Annotated in this window: 14 protein-coding genes; 10 read left to right on the top strand and 4 right to left on the bottom strand. The window is 68.1% G+C overall.

The features are described 5' to 3' along the window. Window position 1 precedes the first annotated feature (1 nt). Genes phnC through FFS52_RS01710 form a run of 4 tightly spaced genes read left to right on the top strand, consistent with a single transcriptional unit; the run spans window position 2 to window position 4,543 of the window. A complete protein-coding gene (gene phnC / locus FFS52_RS01725) occupies window positions 2-811 on the top strand; it encodes a phosphonate ABC transporter ATP-binding protein (protein ID WP_137808622.1) in 810 nt (269 codons plus the stop codon). Then, window positions 808-2,403: a phosphonate ABC transporter, permease protein PhnE gene (gene phnE, locus FFS52_RS01720; RefSeq protein ID WP_137808621.1), complete on the top strand. Its 1,596-nt coding sequence runs from the start codon at window positions 808-810 to the stop codon at window positions 2,401-2,403. The genes phnC and phnE overlap by 4 nt, the downstream gene beginning before the upstream one ends. Then, window positions 2,379-3,392: a zinc-binding dehydrogenase gene (locus FFS52_RS01715; protein ID WP_137808620.1), complete on the top strand. Its 1,014-nt coding sequence runs from the start codon at window positions 2,379-2,381 to the stop codon at window positions 3,390-3,392. The genes phnE and FFS52_RS01715 overlap by 25 nt, the downstream gene beginning before the upstream one ends. A gap of 35 nt (window positions 3,393-3,427) precedes the next feature. Continuing rightward, window positions 3,428-4,543: a TIGR03364 family FAD-dependent oxidoreductase gene (locus FFS52_RS01710; RefSeq protein WP_137808619.1), complete on the top strand. Its 1,116-nt coding sequence runs from the start codon at window positions 3,428-3,430 to the stop codon at window positions 4,541-4,543. 104 nt (window positions 4,544-4,647) lie between these two features. On the opposite strand, the gene FFS52_RS01705 is transcribed toward FFS52_RS01710, so the two are convergent. Next, a complete protein-coding gene (locus FFS52_RS01705; protein ID WP_137808618.1) occupies window positions 4,648-5,844 on the bottom strand; it encodes an NADP-dependent malic enzyme in 1,197 nt (398 codons plus the stop codon). Window positions 5,845-6,111: 267 nt separating this feature from the next. On the opposite strand from FFS52_RS01705, the gene FFS52_RS01700 reads away from it, so the two are divergent. The 4 genes from FFS52_RS01700 (at window position 6,112) to FFS52_RS01685 (ending at window position 11,419) form a co-directional block, all read left to right on the top strand. Next, window positions 6,112-6,777: a GntR family transcriptional regulator gene (locus tag FFS52_RS01700; RefSeq protein WP_065630510.1), complete on the top strand. Its 666-nt coding sequence runs from the start codon at window positions 6,112-6,114 to the stop codon at window positions 6,775-6,777. Further along, the gene (locus FFS52_RS01695; protein ID WP_249356266.1) at window positions 6,774-8,063 is read left to right on the top strand and encodes an MFS transporter; all 1,290 of its coding nucleotides are present in this window, start codon (window positions 6,774-6,776) and stop codon (window positions 8,061-8,063) included. Before FFS52_RS01700 ends, FFS52_RS01695 begins: the two co-directional genes overlap by 4 nt. An 85-nt stretch (window positions 8,064-8,148) precedes the next feature. Continuing rightward, window positions 8,149-10,230 carry a DUF6541 family protein gene (locus FFS52_RS01690; RefSeq protein ID WP_137808617.1) on the top strand — a complete coding sequence of 694 codons (2,082 nt, stop codon included), beginning with the start codon at window positions 8,149-8,151 and terminating at the stop codon, window positions 10,228-10,230. Between the two features lie 319 nt (window positions 10,231-10,549). Continuing rightward, window positions 10,550-11,419, top strand: coding sequence for a hydrolase (locus tag FFS52_RS01685; RefSeq protein ID WP_065630507.1), 870 nt, complete (start codon window positions 10,550-10,552; stop codon window positions 11,417-11,419). On the opposite strand, the gene galE is transcribed toward FFS52_RS01685, so the two are convergent. Together galE and rfbB are read right to left on the bottom strand one after the other, a co-directional pair. After that, window positions 11,404-12,423, bottom strand: a complete 1,020-nt coding sequence (gene galE / locus FFS52_RS01680) for a UDP-glucose 4-epimerase GalE (protein ID WP_137808616.1) — start codon at window positions 12,421-12,423, stop codon at window positions 11,404-11,406. The genes FFS52_RS01685 and galE overlap by 16 nt on opposite strands. Window positions 12,424-12,522: 99 nt before the next feature. Continuing rightward, entirely contained in the window at window positions 12,523-13,527 is a 1,005-nt protein-coding gene (gene rfbB, locus FFS52_RS01675; RefSeq protein ID WP_137808615.1) for a dTDP-glucose 4,6-dehydratase, read from the bottom strand. Between the two features lie 130 nt (window positions 13,528-13,657). Here rfbB and rfbA point away from each other — a divergent pair, with 130 nt between their 5' ends. Next, complete coding sequence (rfbA, locus tag FFS52_RS01670) at window positions 13,658-14,533, top strand: glucose-1-phosphate thymidylyltransferase RfbA (RefSeq protein WP_065630504.1); 876 nt, start codon at window positions 13,658-13,660, stop codon at window positions 14,531-14,533. A gap of 52 nt (window positions 14,534-14,585) precedes the next feature. Then, window positions 14,586-15,203, top strand: coding sequence for a dTDP-4-dehydrorhamnose 3,5-epimerase (rfbC, locus tag FFS52_RS01665; RefSeq protein ID WP_137808614.1), 618 nt, complete (start codon window positions 14,586-14,588; stop codon window positions 15,201-15,203). A 57-nt stretch (window positions 15,204-15,260) separates the two neighbouring features. Here rfbC and FFS52_RS01660 read toward each other — a convergent pair whose 3' ends face one another. Next, the gene (locus FFS52_RS01660; RefSeq protein ID WP_137808613.1) at window positions 15,261-16,055 is read right to left on the bottom strand and encodes an ABC transporter permease; all 795 of its coding nucleotides are present in this window, start codon (window positions 16,053-16,055) and stop codon (window positions 15,261-15,263) included. Window positions 16,056-16,057: the final 2 nt, after the last annotated feature.

Below are 16,057 nucleotides of genomic sequence, written 5' to 3'. Positions count from 1 at the left end.
GATGGCCGTCCATCCGCAGGTCGCAGGCGACGACCTCGTCGTCCACGTCGATGGTCTGACCAAGCGATTCGGGAACACCCTGGCGGTCGACGACGTGTCGCTCGACGTCCATCGCAGCGAACTGGTTGTGCTCCTCGGCCTTTCCGGGTCCGGGAAGTCCACCTTCCTCCGCTGCCTGAACGGACTGCATCCCGCGACGTCCGGCGTCGTCGACGTCGTGGGGCACCGGGTCGATCGCGCCGGGCGCGCCGAGATGCGAGCTCTACGACGCGACGTCGGGTTCGTCTTCCAGCACTTCAACCTCGTCGGCCGGATCAGCTGTCTCGAGAACGTCCTGCTCGGCGGGCTCGGCCGACTCCGGTGCCCGCGCTACGGTGCGCTCACGTACCCGAAGCACATGCGCCAGGAGGCCTTCGAGCACCTCGACCGTGTCGGTCTCGCCGACCTCGCCGACCGTCGCGCCGACACCCTCTCCGGCGGGCAGCAGCAGCGCGTCGCCATCGCACGCACGCTGATGCAGAAACCGACGCTCCTGCTCGCCGACGAACCGGTGGCCTCCCTCGACCCGGAGAACGCCGGCGTCGTCATGGATCTGCTGTTCCAGGTGTGCGTCGAGGAGAAGCTCACCATCCTCTGCACCCTGCACCAGGTGGACCTGGCCCTCGGATGGGCGCACCGCATCGTCGGATTGCGCAGTGGGCAGAAGGTTCTGGATCGCTCCACGGTCGGACTGGACCGCGACGAGGTGATGGACGTCTACCGACGGGTCGACCCGGTGTCGGCGTCGACGAACGCGGCGCGACGCCGATGAACACCCCGCTGCTCGATCGACCGCGGGCGGACCCGTCTGCGCGGAAGCGACCCGGGTGGAACCGCGCGGTCCTGCCCGGCATCGCGGTCGGAGGCCTTGTCGCCACGCTGATCTGCGCGTGGTGGATCGACTTCGCGCCGGGAACACTGATCTACGGGATCGAGGACATCGTCGCGCTCATCGAGCGGATGCTGCCACCTCGGCTCGGTGATCCCGGCCGGATCAGCTTGCTGGCGTTGGAGACTCTGCTGATGGCGGTGCTGGGCACCGTGCTCGCCGCGATCGCGTCGGTGCCGCTGGCGTTCCTGGCCGCTCGCAACACCAGTCCGCATCCTGCGGTCCAGGCGGTGGCGCGGGCCATCATCACGTTCTGCCGAGCGATGCCCGACCTCCTGTTCGCGGTCTTGTTCGTCCGTGCTCTGGGTATCGGTGTGCTGCCGGGCATCCTGGCCCTGGCGTTGCATTCGATCGGCATGCTCGGCAAGCTGTTCGCGGACGCGATCGAGCAGGTCGACGAGGGGCCGCGCGAAGCTGTGCGCAGCACGGGCGTCGGCTATGTCCGCGAGATGGTCAATGCGGTCGTACCGCAATGTGTCCCGGCGTGGATCGGGGCGTTCGTCTACCGCATCGACATCAACCTCCGGATGTCGGTCGTGCTCGGGTTCGTCGGCGCGGGCGGAATCGGCTTCGCACTGCAGGACGCGCTCCGTGGTCTGATCTATCCGCGAGCCCTCGGCATCGTGCTCGTTATCCTCGTGATCATCGCCGCGATGGAGTTGCTGGCCATCGGAATCCGCCGCGTGCTGCTGACGCCGTCGCCCATGCGGCCCGGTCTGGAACGCGCCGTCCGGACGGGTTTCGGGCTGCTGGTGGTCGCTGCGACGGTTGCCGCGATGGTGGTCCTGGAGATCACGCCGTGGGCGCTGATCGCGTGGATACCCCCGGCCGTCGAGGTGTTCGGCCGGATGATCCCGCCCGACTTCAGCACTCTGGGCGCCGACCTGTTCGACGCCGCGTTCCAGACGGTCGCGATCGGCGTCGTGTCCACCGCGATAGGTGCGGTGCTGTCGATCCCGGTCGGAATCCTCGCTGCTCGCAACGTCACTCCGCATACGGCGGTGTACTGGGGTGCGCGGGCCTGGATCCTCGTCGTTCGGGCTGTGCCGGAGCTCATTCTCGCGGTGGTGTTCGTCGCCGCGCTGGGGCTGGGTCCGGTGGCCGGAACCTGCGCCCTGGCAATCGGTTCGATCGGCTTCCTCGCCAAGCTCGTCGCCGACTCCGTGGAGGAGATCGACCCGGGGCCCGTCGAGGCCGCCCGCGCGGTTGGTTGCGGGTGGTGGAGAACCCTGTTCGCTGCGGTGATCCCGCAGGCCATGCCGTCCATCGTCGGCTCTGGTTTGTACCTGCTCGACGTCAACATCCGCACATCCACGGTGCTCGGCATCGTCGGCGCCGGCGGTATCGGCTTCCTGCTCTTCGAATCGATCCGCACCCTCGACTTCGAGGTCGCCGGGGCCATCGTGCTCATCATCCTCGTCATCGTCTACACCATCGAGAGGTTGTCCGGTTGGATACGCTCACGACTCGTCTGACCCGTGCCGCCGTCTGGAGGGGCGATCGGATCGACATCGTCGAAATGCCCTTTCCTGCAGTTGGTCCCGGCGAGGTTCTCGTCCGGGTGCGCCTGGCCACGGTGTGCGGCAGTGACCTGCACACCGTGACCGGGCGTCGAGAATCGCCCTGCCCCTCCGTACTCGGACACGAGGCGGTGGGTGAGGTGGTCGACGCCGGCGCGGGAGCGACCGCCCGCACAGGGGATCGCGTCGTCTGGTCAGTCACCGTCTCGTGCGGTGAGTGCGATCGGTGCCGACGCGGCGTCACCGCCAAGTGCCGGCGGGTGCGCAAGGTCGGACATGAACCGTTCGACGGTGATTGGCCGCTGTCCGGGGGATACGCCACGCACATTCTGCTGCCGGCTGGCACCACGTCGGTCGGTATTCCCGACGCTCTCGACGATGTAGTGGCCGCCCCAGCGGCCTGCGCCACCGCCACCGTGATGGCGGTCGCCGAGCGTGCCGGGGAGGTGTCCGGGCACCGCGTCCTCGTCGGTGGAGCGGGAATGCTGGGGACGACCGCGGCGGCGGTGTGTGCCGACCGCGGCGCCGACGTCCTGATCGCCGACCGGGACCGGGCGCGCGTGGAGCAGGCCACCGGATTCGGGGCGCGGCCCGACGACGGCGAGAACGTCGACGTCGTACTCGATTTCACCGGCTCGTCGGACTTCATCCGTCGGGGACTCACCCGGCTGGACGTCGCCGGGACGCTCGTGCTGGCCGGTTCGGTGACCCCGGGCCCGGTGCTGGACATCGATCCGGAGCAGGTGGTCCGACGCTGGTGGACGATCACCGGGGTCCACAACTACGAGCCACGTCATCTACAGCAGGCCGTCGACTTCCTGGCGCGGACCGTCGACCGTCACTCGTGGTCGGAGCTGGTGACCATCCCGCTGCCACTGGACCAGATCAAGGGTGCGTTGCAACCGGCCCCGGGGGCCGCTCTGCGCGTCGCGGTCGCGCCCTGAATGACACCATCTTTCGACAGAGGAGAAGTGAACGCATGCGCGTGATCATCGTCGGTGCTGGGATCATCGGAACCGCACACGCCTGGATGGCCGTCGAACGTGGACACGAGGTGATCCATCTGGATCGTGAACTCGGCGCGCGGGGCGCCACCGTCCGCAACTTCGGATTGGTGTGGGTCTCGGGGCGATCCGCTCCCGAACTGGAGATCGCGCTGCGCTCCCGCATCCTCTGGGAGCAGATCGGCACCCAGGTCCCGAAGGTCGGCTTCCGGGCGAACGGCTCGATCACCCTGTTACGTACCGAGGCTGAACTCGCCGTCGCCGAAGAGGTGCTCGCCCGCGACGACGCGCAGCGTCAGGGATTCTCCCTGTTGCGCCGGATCGAGGTCGCGGAGAAGAACCCTGCGCTACAGGGGAACTACCTCGCCGGACTGTACTGCGCGTCCGACGCCGCTGTGGAGTCCCGACAGGCGATGCCCGCCTTGCGATTCCGCTTGGAGCGATCGGGTCGATACACCTTCGTTCCGGGCGTCGAGGCGCGCGCGATCACCGGCACCTCGGTTCGTGACGACACCGGGGCCGTTCACGCAGGCGACTGTGTCGTGTTGTGCCCCGGCGCAACTCATCGCGGACTGCTCCGCGAGATCTTCGGCGAGCTGCCGGTCCGTCGGGTCCGATTGCAGATGATGCAGACGGCACCACTCGGGCAACGTCTCACCACTTCGATCGCCGACGGCGACAGCCTCCGCTACTACCCGGGCTTCGCGGGCCCCGCCCTCGAGGAACTTCGGCGCACCGAACCGCAGCGACCGGTCGCCGCCGACCACGGGATGCAGCTGCTGTGCGTGCAGCGCCTGCACGGTGGGCTGACCATCGGCGACACCCACGAGTACGTCGAACCGTTCACCTTCGACGTCGAGGAGGATCCCTACGCCCACCTCGTCGAGGTGACGGAGGGGCTGCTCGGGCGGCCGCTGCCAAAGATCCAGCGCCGCTGGGCCGGCGTCTACAGCCAGTGCACCGAGCCCCATCGCATCGTGTGCCGCGAGTCCATCGGGGACGGGGTGTGGGCGGTCACCGGCCCCGGAGGCCGCGGGATGACCCTCGGCCCGGCCATCGCCGAGGAGTCGGCGGAACTCATGGGGTGGTGAGCGACGCCGAGGTACCGAAAACCACCCTCCAGAGGCGAACCACCGACAGATAGCTGTCAGTAGCCCGCCAGAGGGTGGTTTTCAGTCGCGGGTGGGCAAAGCGCCTAGGAGCAGTGCCCCTCGGCGCGGGCGACGTCGGCGACGGCGGCTGTCACCGCCGGGGCGACCCGGTCGTCGAGCGGGCTGGGCACGATGCGGTCGGCGCGCAAGTCATCGGCGACGACCGAGAAGATGGCTTCGGCCGCAGCGATTTTCATGCCCTCGCTGATGCGTCGTGCACCGGCGTCGAGCGCACCCTTGAAGACGCCGGGGAAGGCGAGGACGTTGTTGATCTGGTTCGGGAAGTCGCTGCGCCCGGTCGCGACGATCGCCGCGTACTTCGCGGCGGCCTCCGGATGGATCTCCGGGTCGGGGTTCGACAGGGCGAAGACGATCGAATCGTCGTTCATCGACGCGATGAGCTCTTCGGGGATCAGACCTGCCGACACACCGATGAAGACGTCGGCGCCGGCGAGCGCCTCGACCGCGCCACCGGTCAGCCCGCGCGGGTTGGTGCGTGACGCCAGTTCGCTCTTCGACTCGTTCAGGCCGTCACGTCCCGCGGACACGATGCCCTTGGAATCCAACACGACGACATCGGAGATGCCCACTGCCAGAAGGATGTTCGCGCACGCGACACCCGCGGCACCGGCGCCGGAGATCACGACCTTCAGGCCGGCGAGATCGCGGCCGAGGTGGGTCGTCGCGCCCTTCAGGGCGGCGAGGACGACGATCGCGGTGCCGTGCTGGTCGTCGTGCATGACCGGGCAGTCGAGCGCCTCGATGACGCGGCGCTCGATCTCGAAGCAGCGCGGCGCGGAGATGTCCTCGAGGTTCACGGCGCCGAAGCTCGGGCGGAGTCGGATGAGGGTCTCGACGATCTCGTCGGGATCCTGGGTGTCGAGAACGATGGGGATCGAGTTGAGTCCGGCGAAGCTGCGGAACAGTGCGGACTTGCCCTCCATGACCGGCAGCGAGGCGCGGGGGCCGATGTCGCCGAGTCCGAGGACCGCCGATCCGTCGCTCACCACGGCGACCAGGCGATCGGTCCAGGTGTACTTGTTCACCAGGGTCGCATCGGTGTCGATCGCACGCGACACCTGGGCCACACCCGGGGTGTAGGCGATCGACAGGTCGCGCTGGGTGTCGATGGGTGCGCGCAGCTCCACCGAGAGCTTGCCGCCGACGTGGGCCAAGAAGATCTCTTCGTCGGTGATGGGGTGGTCGGCGATCGTGGGTTCGGTGTAGGGGGTCTCACCCATACGTGTGTCCTCCGTGCTCGTCACGGGTCCTCCTGAAAAGCCGCGAAAATGCGGGTTGCATCGTCTCGCCGGCCACGCTGCCCGCGAGCTAGAAGTGATCCGCATCGACGCGAGCAGGTGAGCTCAGCGGACGCGGGCCGGGCTCGTGTGAGCGGGGTGACGCTCGTTACGGCCGGATTAAGTGTCTCACCGTCTGGGATCGTTCCGGAAGGTGGGTCGGCCCAGGTGAAGTGTCCAATGATCATTGATAAGGTACAACTTGTGTCTATGTTGCATGCGACGTCCGAATCCGCTGCTGAGCGGGTATATGTCGAGGTCAAGGAGCAAATTCTCACAAACGCGATCGCCGGCGGTGAGCTGATCAGCGAGGGTGAGATCGCCGCGAAGTGCTCGGTGAGCCGTACTCCGGTGCGCGAGGCGTTCCTGCGGTTGGAGACCGAAGGCTGGATGCGTCTCTACCCGAAACGGGGAGCCCTCGTGGTCCCCATCGGTGAGCGCGAGATCCGCGACGTCGTGGACGCACGCCTGCTCCTCGAACGGCACGCGGTGCGTGCGGTCGTCGGCCGGCCGGGCGCGGTGGCCGGACTCGTGCGGAGTCTGCGCGCCAACCTCGACGCCCATCGTCGGTCCGACGCCTCGGACATCCGGGAGTTCTCCCGCATCGACGCCGAGTTCCATCAGCTCATCGCCGCCGCCGGCGACAACGCATTGCTGTCCGGCTTCTACACCACGCTCGGGGAGCGGCATCGACGGATGACGACGGCGTCGGTGCACCGGGACGCGAGTGTCGCGGCACGAATCCTCGACGACCACCGCGCGCTCCTCGACGCGATCGAGTCCGCCGACGCCGAACGTTTCGACACCCTGCTCGCCGGCCACCTCGTCGCGGTTCACGATCTACCCGGGCACGACCTCCCCGGGGCACCGGCATGAGCGCCGACCGCGCGCGCTTCGGATGGCCCGCCGTCGCGCTCGCCGTGTTCGCCACCGCGTGGGGCGGCAACGAATTCACGCCGCTGCTGGTCATGTACCGGCAGATCACCGACATGTCGCCGGTCGTCGTCGACGCGTTGCTCTTCGCCTACGTCCTGGGCATCGTGCCCGCCCTGCTGATCGGCGGCCCGTTGTCGGATCGGCTGGGCCGACGGCCACTCATGCTGCCCGCCCCGCTGTTCGCGGCGGTCGGCTCGGGACTGCTGGCCGCGGGCTCGGAGTCGGTGGCACTGCTGACCGCCGGGCGGGTGTGCAGCGGCATCGCGCTGGGTCTCTCGATGGCCGTGGGCGGGAGCTGGATCAAGGAACTCTCGGACCGCGACGGTGCGCGGACGGGTGCCGGCGCCGGTCGCGCGGCCATGAGTCTCACCGCCGGCTTCGGCGTCGGCGCCGGGGTGGCCGGGGTGCTCGCGCAGTGGGGGCCGTGGCCGCATGTGCTGCCGTACCTGATCAACATCGCCGTCGCGGTCGTCGCGGCGAACCTGATCGTGCTGGTGCCGGAGACGCGTCCCAGACAAGACTCGCCGGGGCGTCTGCGTGACGACCTGCGCATCCCGTCCGCGGGCCATCGTCGTTTCCTGTTCGTCGTGCTGCCACTGGCGCCCTGGATTTTCGGTGCCGCCGCATCGGGTTACGCGATCGTCCCCGCCCTCATGTCCGCCCGTACCGCGGGAGCGCCGATCGCGTTCGCCGGCCTGTGCTGCGTCCTCGGCCTGTCCGCCGGTTTCGGCATCCAGTCGTTGGGTCGGCGGATCGACCGGCCCGGGAGTCTCCGCGGTGTCATCGTCGCCTTCGTGGTGCTCGTGGTCGGAATGGTCCTCGCAGCCGTGGCGGCACACGTGCTGACCGTATGGGTTGCGCTCCTGGCGTCGACGCTGCTCGGCTGCGGATACGGCATGGCGATGATCGTCGGCCTGCTGGAGGTGCAGCGCATCGCCGGACCCGATGACCTCGCCGGTCTCACCGCCGTGTTCTACGGCGTGACCTACCTCGGCTTCGGGGTTCCGGCGGTTCTGGCCTGGATCTCGGAGAGCTGGCCGGCGATCACCTACCCGGTCATGTTCGGCTTCGGCGCCGTCGCCGCAATGATGAGCCTGATCGTCGCTCTCCTCGGACATCGTCGCCACGGTGCGCCCGTCGACGAACCCGGTACCGCCGCGATGGCGGGCTCGGCCTCCCAGGGCCGCCCGCACACGGTGACGCGTCGTCGATCGACCACCCGGTAACCTGCTGAGAGTTTGATCAGGCACCGCGCAGTGACACCGCGGTGCGACGGGGAGTGCAGCGGGTGAGTGTGGAAAGGCGCAGACGATGATGCTGGGAGCATGGGTCGTCGTCGTGACCGCGCTCGTGCTCATCCTGCCCGGCTCGTTCGTCGGCCGACGGATGAACCTCCCGTGGCCGGTCGCGCTGGCCGCCGGTCCACCCATCACGTTCGCCCTGGTCTCGATCCTGACGGTGCTGTACTCCGTCGTCGGCTTCGAGTGGAATGCCGTCTCGGCCCTGGTGGGTCTGGTCTTCGCGGTCGGCGGTGCCTGGGTCTACTCGGCACTGCTGCTCACCCGGTGGGGTCAGCGGCTGGCGCCGGTACCCGACGCCGACGGCGAATCCCGCGTGGGACGGACCGCGATGGTGCGCGTCGCCGCCGGGCTCGGACTCGGTGGACTCGTCATCGCCGTCACCTGTATCCGGCCGATCGCGACGACCGCATTCGCCGGTCTCGGCAACATCTCGCAGGTGTGGGATTCGTTGTGGCACGCCAGTTCGCTGCGCTGGATCCACGAGACGGGCGTCGGCTCGGCCATGAGGATGGGCGAGCTGATGAACTACGACACCCAGGGGTTCAACTACTACCCGAACACCTGGCATGCGCTGGGTGCGTTGCTGTTCCCGCTGACCGGTGCCGACCCGGTCGAGCTCTACAACACGTATTCGCCCGCCGTGCTGGCGATCACCGTTCCGCTCGGTGTCGCGTCGCTGGCCTACTGGTTCGCGCGGCACCGCTACGACGTCGACTCGTCGGCTCTCATCGCCGGTACCGCGGGTGCGCTGAGCGCGCTGTTCCCGTCCCTGCCCTACGTCGAGGTCCAGCTGACCTCGGTGCCGAACGCGGTCGGCGTGAGCCTGGCGCCGGTCGCCGCCGTCCTCGTGATGAGCGTGGTGTCGGACAGATCGCGTGTGCTGCCGGCCGCGCTGGCCGTGGCCGGTGTGACCGCCACCCACCCCTCCGGCCTGATCGTCGTCGGCGTGATCGTCGGCCTCTGGTGGCTGTGCGAGGGTCTGTGGCGTCCGGTCGCCGGTCGCCTGCGCGATCTCGCGACGCTGGCCGTCACGGCGGTGGTGACGCTGGTCCTCATCGCACCCGTCATCCTGGGCACCATCCGGGTCGCCGACACCAACGAACTCCCGTTCTTCGACTTCCGTGAGGAGACGATCGGCGTCCTCGACGGGCTCGTCAAGGGCGCGTTCAACGGGACGATCCCGCTTGAGCTCGACCACTTCCCGGTGTGGCCGCTGATCGTCGTCACCCTGCTCGGGCTGATCGCGCTCGTACGGCTGCGATGCTGGGCCGGACTGGTCGCATGGTTCGTGTTCGCCCTGGTGACCGCCAACGCGATGGTGTCCCTAGGGCCGCTGTCGTACCCGCTCGGGGCGATCGGCGGCTACTTCTACAACTCACCCCACCGGCTCACGTTCGTGGTCGCGATCCTCTCGGCCGCGGCGGCCGGCGTCGCGATCGGGGTTCTCGCGCTCGGCGTCGCGGGTCTGGTCCGACGCCGCGTGGCATCGGAACCGGCCGACGGTCAGAAACCGGCCGAGGCGACTTCGGGGAAGGCGCGCTGGGTGGTGGCCGCGACATACGTGGTGTTGCTGGGTCTGATCGCCGGAGCCGCCGTCGTGCGTTATCCGCCGAACGCGCAGATCGCGTCGAAGGAGCGGGGCGGCAAGTATGTCGGGCCCGACGATCTCGCCGCCTACGAGTGGCTCGCCGCGCAGCCCGACGCCCAGGACGTCCTGGTCCTCAACAACCTCGACCAGGGCACTGGCTGGCTGTACCCGGTCACCGGGGTCACCCCGATGTTCCCCTTCTACCGAGCCAACGAGTTCTCCGAGCGGCAGCGCGACCTGTTCTGGGGGGTGTCGGAGATCGGCGCCGACCCGGCCATCGACCAGATCGTGCGAGACATGAACGTGCACTACGTGATCGACTCGCCGCCGAGTTACTGGGAGTTCCAGCGCGGCATGCCCGACCCCGCCCGCGGTCACCAGGGCGACCCCTTCCTGGCGTTGCGTCAGAACGGCGCTCCCGGATTGACCGAGGTCTTCCGCCGCGGCGACGCGGTGGTCTACCGCGTCAACGACCTCGTCTACCCGCCGCCGCCCGCGCCCTGAGTGCCTCCGCTCGTCAGTAATTCCGGCCCGGCGGCCGTCGTGGGCCACGAAAGACCAATCCTGGGCGACTGAACTCATGCTCCCTGAGGTGCGAGCGAAGCGAGCCACGAAGGGCTCCGCAACGTGTCTCACCAGGCCCTTCGTGGCTCGTCGCTATCGCTCCTCACACCTCAGGGAGCAATGGGGTCGCTTCTTTAGGATTAGGGAGCAGTGGGGCCGCGTCTCGCTCCTCGGGAGCAGTGGGGCCGCGTCTCGCTCCTTACGGAGCGGAGCGGCGATTCACCCCGTTCGACGCACGGGCACGGGCTAGCGTCGGGACATGCGGCCCTGGATGTGTGTGTTCTGCGCCAACGAGTTCCCGCCGGGCGAGACGCCGCCCGCGATGTGCCCGATCTGCGACGACGACCGGCAGTGGCTTCCGGTCAGCGGGCCCAGCTGGACCCGCCTCGACGAGACCGCCGACAACGCGCTGACCGCCCACGAACTGGAGCCCGGTCTGACCGCGCTGTCGGTGCAGCCCTCCGTCGGGATCGGGCAGCGTGCCCTGCTCGTCACGACTCCCGACGGGAACATCCTCTGGGAACCGCCGGGTTTCCTCGGGCCGTCCCTCGTCGACTGGCTGGAGCAGCACGGCGGGGTCGCCGCCATCGCCGCGAGTCACCCCCATCTGGTGGGCGCGAGCGTCTCGCTCAGTCATCGATTCGGTCGAGTTCCGGTGTACTACAACGACTCCGACCGGCGATGGGTCACCCGACCCGACCCCGTCGTGCGCTTCTGGTCGGACACCACCGAAGTCCTCGGCGGGGTGCGACTCGTCCAGTGCGGCGGTCATTTCCCCGGCAGCGCGGTGCTACACCTTCCCGACGCCGCCGACGGCCGGGGTGCGGTGCTGACCGGCGACACCATCAAGGGCGTGATGCAACCCGGCATGGTGACCTTCATGCGCAGCTACCCGAACATGATCCCGCTGTCACCGCGGCTCGTCCGCCACATCGTCGACCGGGTGAACGAACTTCGGTTCGACCGGCTCTACGACGCGTTCGGTGTCGTCGTGGCCGAGAACGCCCGGGACGTGGTGGACAGTTCGGCGCGGCGCTACATCGGCTGGGTCACCGACTCGATCGTCGATCCCGACGATCCGCACGCGCCGGCCCGAGGACCTGCCGGTTCGAGTCAGGCGTCCGGGTAGCCCTTCGGGTTGCCCGACTGCCAGCGCCAGGTGTCGGCGCACATGTCGTCGATTGTCTTGGCGGCGTGCCAGTTCAGGTCGTCGTTCGCCCGGGTCGGATCGGCGTAGGACGCGGCGATGTCGCCGGCCCGCCGCGGGGCGACCTCGTAGGGGATGGGGCGCCCACTGGCCTTCTCGAACGCGTGCACGACCTCCAAGACGGAAACACCTTGCCCCGTACCGAGATTCCAGGTCGACATGCCGGTCTCGCCGGTGCTGATGCGGTCGAGGGCCGCGACGTGGCCGGCGGCCAGGTCGTCGACGTGGATGTAGTCGCGCACGCCGGTGCCGTCGGGGGTGTCGTAGTCGTTGCCGAAGACCGCCAGCTTCTCGCGCCGGCCGACCGCGACCTGCGCGACGAACGGCATCAGGTTGTTCGGAATGCCCGACGGGTCCTCGCCGATCTGCCCGCTCGGATGTGCGCCCACCGGATTGAAGTACCGCAGTGCCGCGATGCGCCACACGTCCGAACTGGCGGCGACATCGCGCAGGATCTGCTCGATCATCACCTTGGTCCAGCCGTACGGGTTGGTCGCCGACGTCGGCAGATCCTCGGTCATCGGCAACTGTGGCTCGGCGCCGTAGACCGTCGCCGACGACGAGAACACCAGCGTGTGCACATCGTGGCGTTCCATCGCGCGGAGCAGGGCGAACGTGGTGCCGAGGTTGTTCTGGTAGTAGTCGAGCGGCTTGGCCACCGACTCGCCGACCGCCTTGAACCCCGCGAAGTGGATGACGGCGTCGATGTCCTCGTGGGCGAAGAAGTGTTCGGTCTTGTCGACGTCGGCGAGGTCGAAGGCGTGGACGGGGATGGAACGGTCGGTCAGCGCCTCGAGCCGACCCACGACAGTGGGTTTGGCATTGCTGAAATCGTCGACGATGACGACGTCGTGTCCGGCCGAGACCAATTGGATGACGGTGTGCGAGCCGATGTAGCCCGCGCCTCCGCTCACGAGTACGCGCATGACGACCACCGTAAGCGGCGACCCTGGGAATGGGCCAAGTGGACTGCATGGAGGTCACCAGGTGGCTTCGACTCGGCGCCTCGCTTCGCTCGGGGCCGGTCAGCTGGTGACGCGTTCGGTGGAGGCGTACTTCTGTTCGACGGCTTCCTTGGCGGGTTGCCACCAGCCGGGGTGGTCGCGGTACCAGTCGATGGTGGCGGCGAGGCCGGCGCGGAAGTCGAGGTAGGAGGGGGTCCAGCCGAGTTCGGTGCGCAGGCGGGTGGAGTCGATGGCGTAGCGGCGGTCGTGGCCGGGGCGGTCGGTGACGAAGTCGAAGGCGTCGGCGGGCTGGTCGAGGAGTTCGAGGATGGTCTCCACGACGGTGCGGTTGTCGACCTCGCCGTCGGCGCCGATGAGGTAGGTTTCGCCGATCTGGCCGCGGTCGATGATGGTCCACACGGCGTCGTTGTGGTCGTCGACGTGGATCCAGTCCCGGACGTTGCGGCCGTCGCCGTAGAGCTTGGGTCGCACCCCGGAGAGCACGTTGGTGATCTGGCGGGGGATGAACTTCTCGATGTGCTGGTACGGGCCGTAGTTGTTGGAGCAGTTGGAGATGGTGGCGGCCACGCCGAAGGAGCGGACCCAGGCGCGCACGAGCAGGTCGCTGCCGGCTTTGGTCGAGGAGTAGGGGCTCGACGGGTTGTAGGCGGTCTGTTCGGTGAAGCGGGCCGGGTCGTCTAGATCGAGGTCGCCGTAGACCTCGTCGGTGCTGATGTGGTGGTAGCGCACCTGGTGGGCGCGGACGGCTTCGAGCAGGGTGTAGGTGCCCACGAGGTTGGTGGAGACGAACGCCGACGGGTCGGCCAGGGAGTTGTCGTTGTGGGATTCGGCGGCGAAGTGCACGACGAGGTCTGCTTCGGCGACGAGTCGGCCGACCAGGGCGGCGTCGGTGATGTCGCCCTCGATGAGTTCGACGCGGTCGGCGACCGGGGCGAGGGTGTCGGGGTTGGCGGCGTAGGTGAGTTTGTCCAGGACCCGGATCGAGACGTCGGGGCGGGTCGTCAGGGTGCGCAGCACGAAGTTGGCGCCGATGAACCCGGCACCCCCGGTCACGAGAACACGCACGCGCGGCGCCTTTCGTCGAGGTCGATGGTCGCAGTCACTCTACCGAGCAGCTGACCTGCTCGCCTCGGGTGAGCGCAGCGGTGCGACTCGCGTGCCGTCGCGAAAGGCCGCGGGCATTACCCTGATCGCCATGAAAGGGATCATCCTGGCCGGCGGTACGGGCACGCGGCTGCACCCCATCACGCAGGGGGTGAGCAAGCAACTCGTCCCGGTCTACGACAAGCCGATGATCTATTACCCACTGTCGACGCTCATGCTGGCCGGGATCCGCGACATCCTGATCATCACCACCCCGCACGACGCCCCGGCCTTCGAGAACCTGCTCGGCAACGGCGACCAGTTCGGCATCGACCTGACCTACAAGACCCAGCCCTCCCCGGACGGACTCGCACAGGCCTTCGTACTCGGCGCCGACCACATCGGTACCGACTCGGTTGCTCTCGTCCTCGGCGACAACATCTTCTACGGCCCCGGACTCGGCAGCCGGTTGCAGGGTTTCGAGAACGTCGACGGCGGTGCGGTGTTCGCCTACTGGGTGGCCAACCCGGAGGCCTACGGCGTGGTCGACTTCGACGCCGACGGCACCGCCATCTCACTGGAAGAGAAACCGGCACAACCGAAGTCGAACTTCGCGGTGCCCGGCCTGTACTTCTACGACAACGACGTCGTCGACATCGCCCGCAACCTGCGCCCCAGCTCCCGCGGCGAGTACGAGATCACCGACGTCAACGCCCACTACCTCGACCGCGGCAAACTGTCGGTCACCGTCCTGCCGCGCGGCACGGCGTGGCTCGACACCGGCACCTTCGACAGCCTCCTGGACGCCGGCAACTTCGTCCGCACCGTCGAACAACGCCAGGGACTCAAAATCGCTGTCCCAGAAGAGATCGCGTGGCGGCAAGGCTATCTCTCCGACGAGGAGTTGCGGGCTCGTGCCGACAAACTCCGCAAGTCGGGTTACGGTGACTACCTGCTCGAACTGTTGCAGCGGGGCAAGGGTTTCTGAGCGCCGCCCCCGAGGCGCATGTCCGACGACCGACTCTGGGAAAGGTGTCCGCATGAAGGTCCGCCCGCTCGCCATCGACGGAGCGTGGGAGTTCACCCCGGTCCAACACGGCGATGCCCGTGGGTTGTTCGCCGAGGCGTTCAAGGCCGACGTGATCGGCGAGACCATCGGCCACCGCTTCGACCTCGCGCAGGTGAATCTCTCGGTGTCCGCGGCCGGCGTGCTGCGCGGCGTGCACTTCGCCGACGTCCCGCCCGGACAGGCGAAATACGTCACCTGCCCCACCGGCGCGATTCTCGACGTCATCGTCGACATCCGCGTCGGCTCACCCACTTTCGGTACCTACGACACCGTCCTGCTCGACGACGTGGATCGTCGTGCGGTCTACCTGTCCGAGGGTCTCGGCCACGCATTCTGCGCGCTCGCCGACAACTCGACCGTGACCTACCTCTGCTCCACCGGATACAACCCGACGGGTGAACACGGCATCAACCCGCTCGATCCGGAACTGGGTATCGAATGGCCGACGCACGCCCGGGACGGTTCACCGCTGGAGTTCGAACTCTCGCCGAAGGACACCGCGGCACCGGGGCTCACCGAGGCGCGTGAGTCGGGTCTGCTGCCGAACCACGACGAGGTGGCCGACTTCCTGGGTTCGCTGCGGGATTGAGGCGCGAACGCCGAAACGTGCACGGCGCGAGCCGTACACGTCGCGGGGCGGGAAGCGTCAGCCGGTAGTGGATCGCCGAAACGCGGTGACCGCCCAGAAGTAGCCGACCACCAGGAACACCACGCACCATCCCAGCGCCCACGGCCAGCGATCACTGATGTCGAGACCCATGAGGAGTCCGCGCAGCGTGTCGGCGATGGGACTGAACGGCTGGTACTCGGCGAACTGGCGGACACCGTTGGGCATGCTGTCGGTCGGGACCAGCCCACTGCCCAGATAGGGCAGGAACAGCAGCGGCAGCGGCATGTTGCTCGCACTCTCCGGATTCGGCGCGACGACGCCCATGGCAACCGCGATCCACACGAGGCCGGCGGTCAGTAGCAGGAGCAATCCGCCGGCCGCGAACCAGTCGAGAAGGCTTGCGTCGGCACGGAAGCCCATCGCGAACGCGACCGCGAGCAGGAAGCAGACCGCGACCCCACCTTGGATGAGGGCGCCGACGAAGTGTCCGGCCAGGATCGCTGTCGGCGGAGTGGCCAGTGATCGCAACCGATTGATGATGCCCTCGGTGACGTCCTGATTGACCGAGACCGCAACCGCCACCGTCAGGAACGACGGCACGAAGAGCAGTAGGCCGGGGAGAAGATAGTTGATGTACTTGCCTTCTAGCGGTCCGTCCGCGGCGAGTGCGCTCTCGATGGCACCGCCGAAGAAGTAGGTCATCATCAGCAGGATCACGACCGGCATCGCAATCGTGGAGAACATCATGGTGGGGTATCGCCGTAGCCGGATCAGGTTGCGGCGCACCATCACCGCGGAGTCGGACAGGGTGTGGTCGAGCGTGGTGGTCATGA

It is taken from the genome of Gordonia sp. ALPHA1B1 (genome assembly GCF_005502615.1).
Taxonomy (GTDB): domain Bacteria; phylum Actinomycetota; class Actinomycetes; order Mycobacteriales; family Mycobacteriaceae; genus Gordonia; species Gordonia hongkongensis.
The sequence above is the reverse complement of the archived record's forward strand: the minus strand, read 5'-3'. Positions and strand labels throughout refer to the sequence as shown.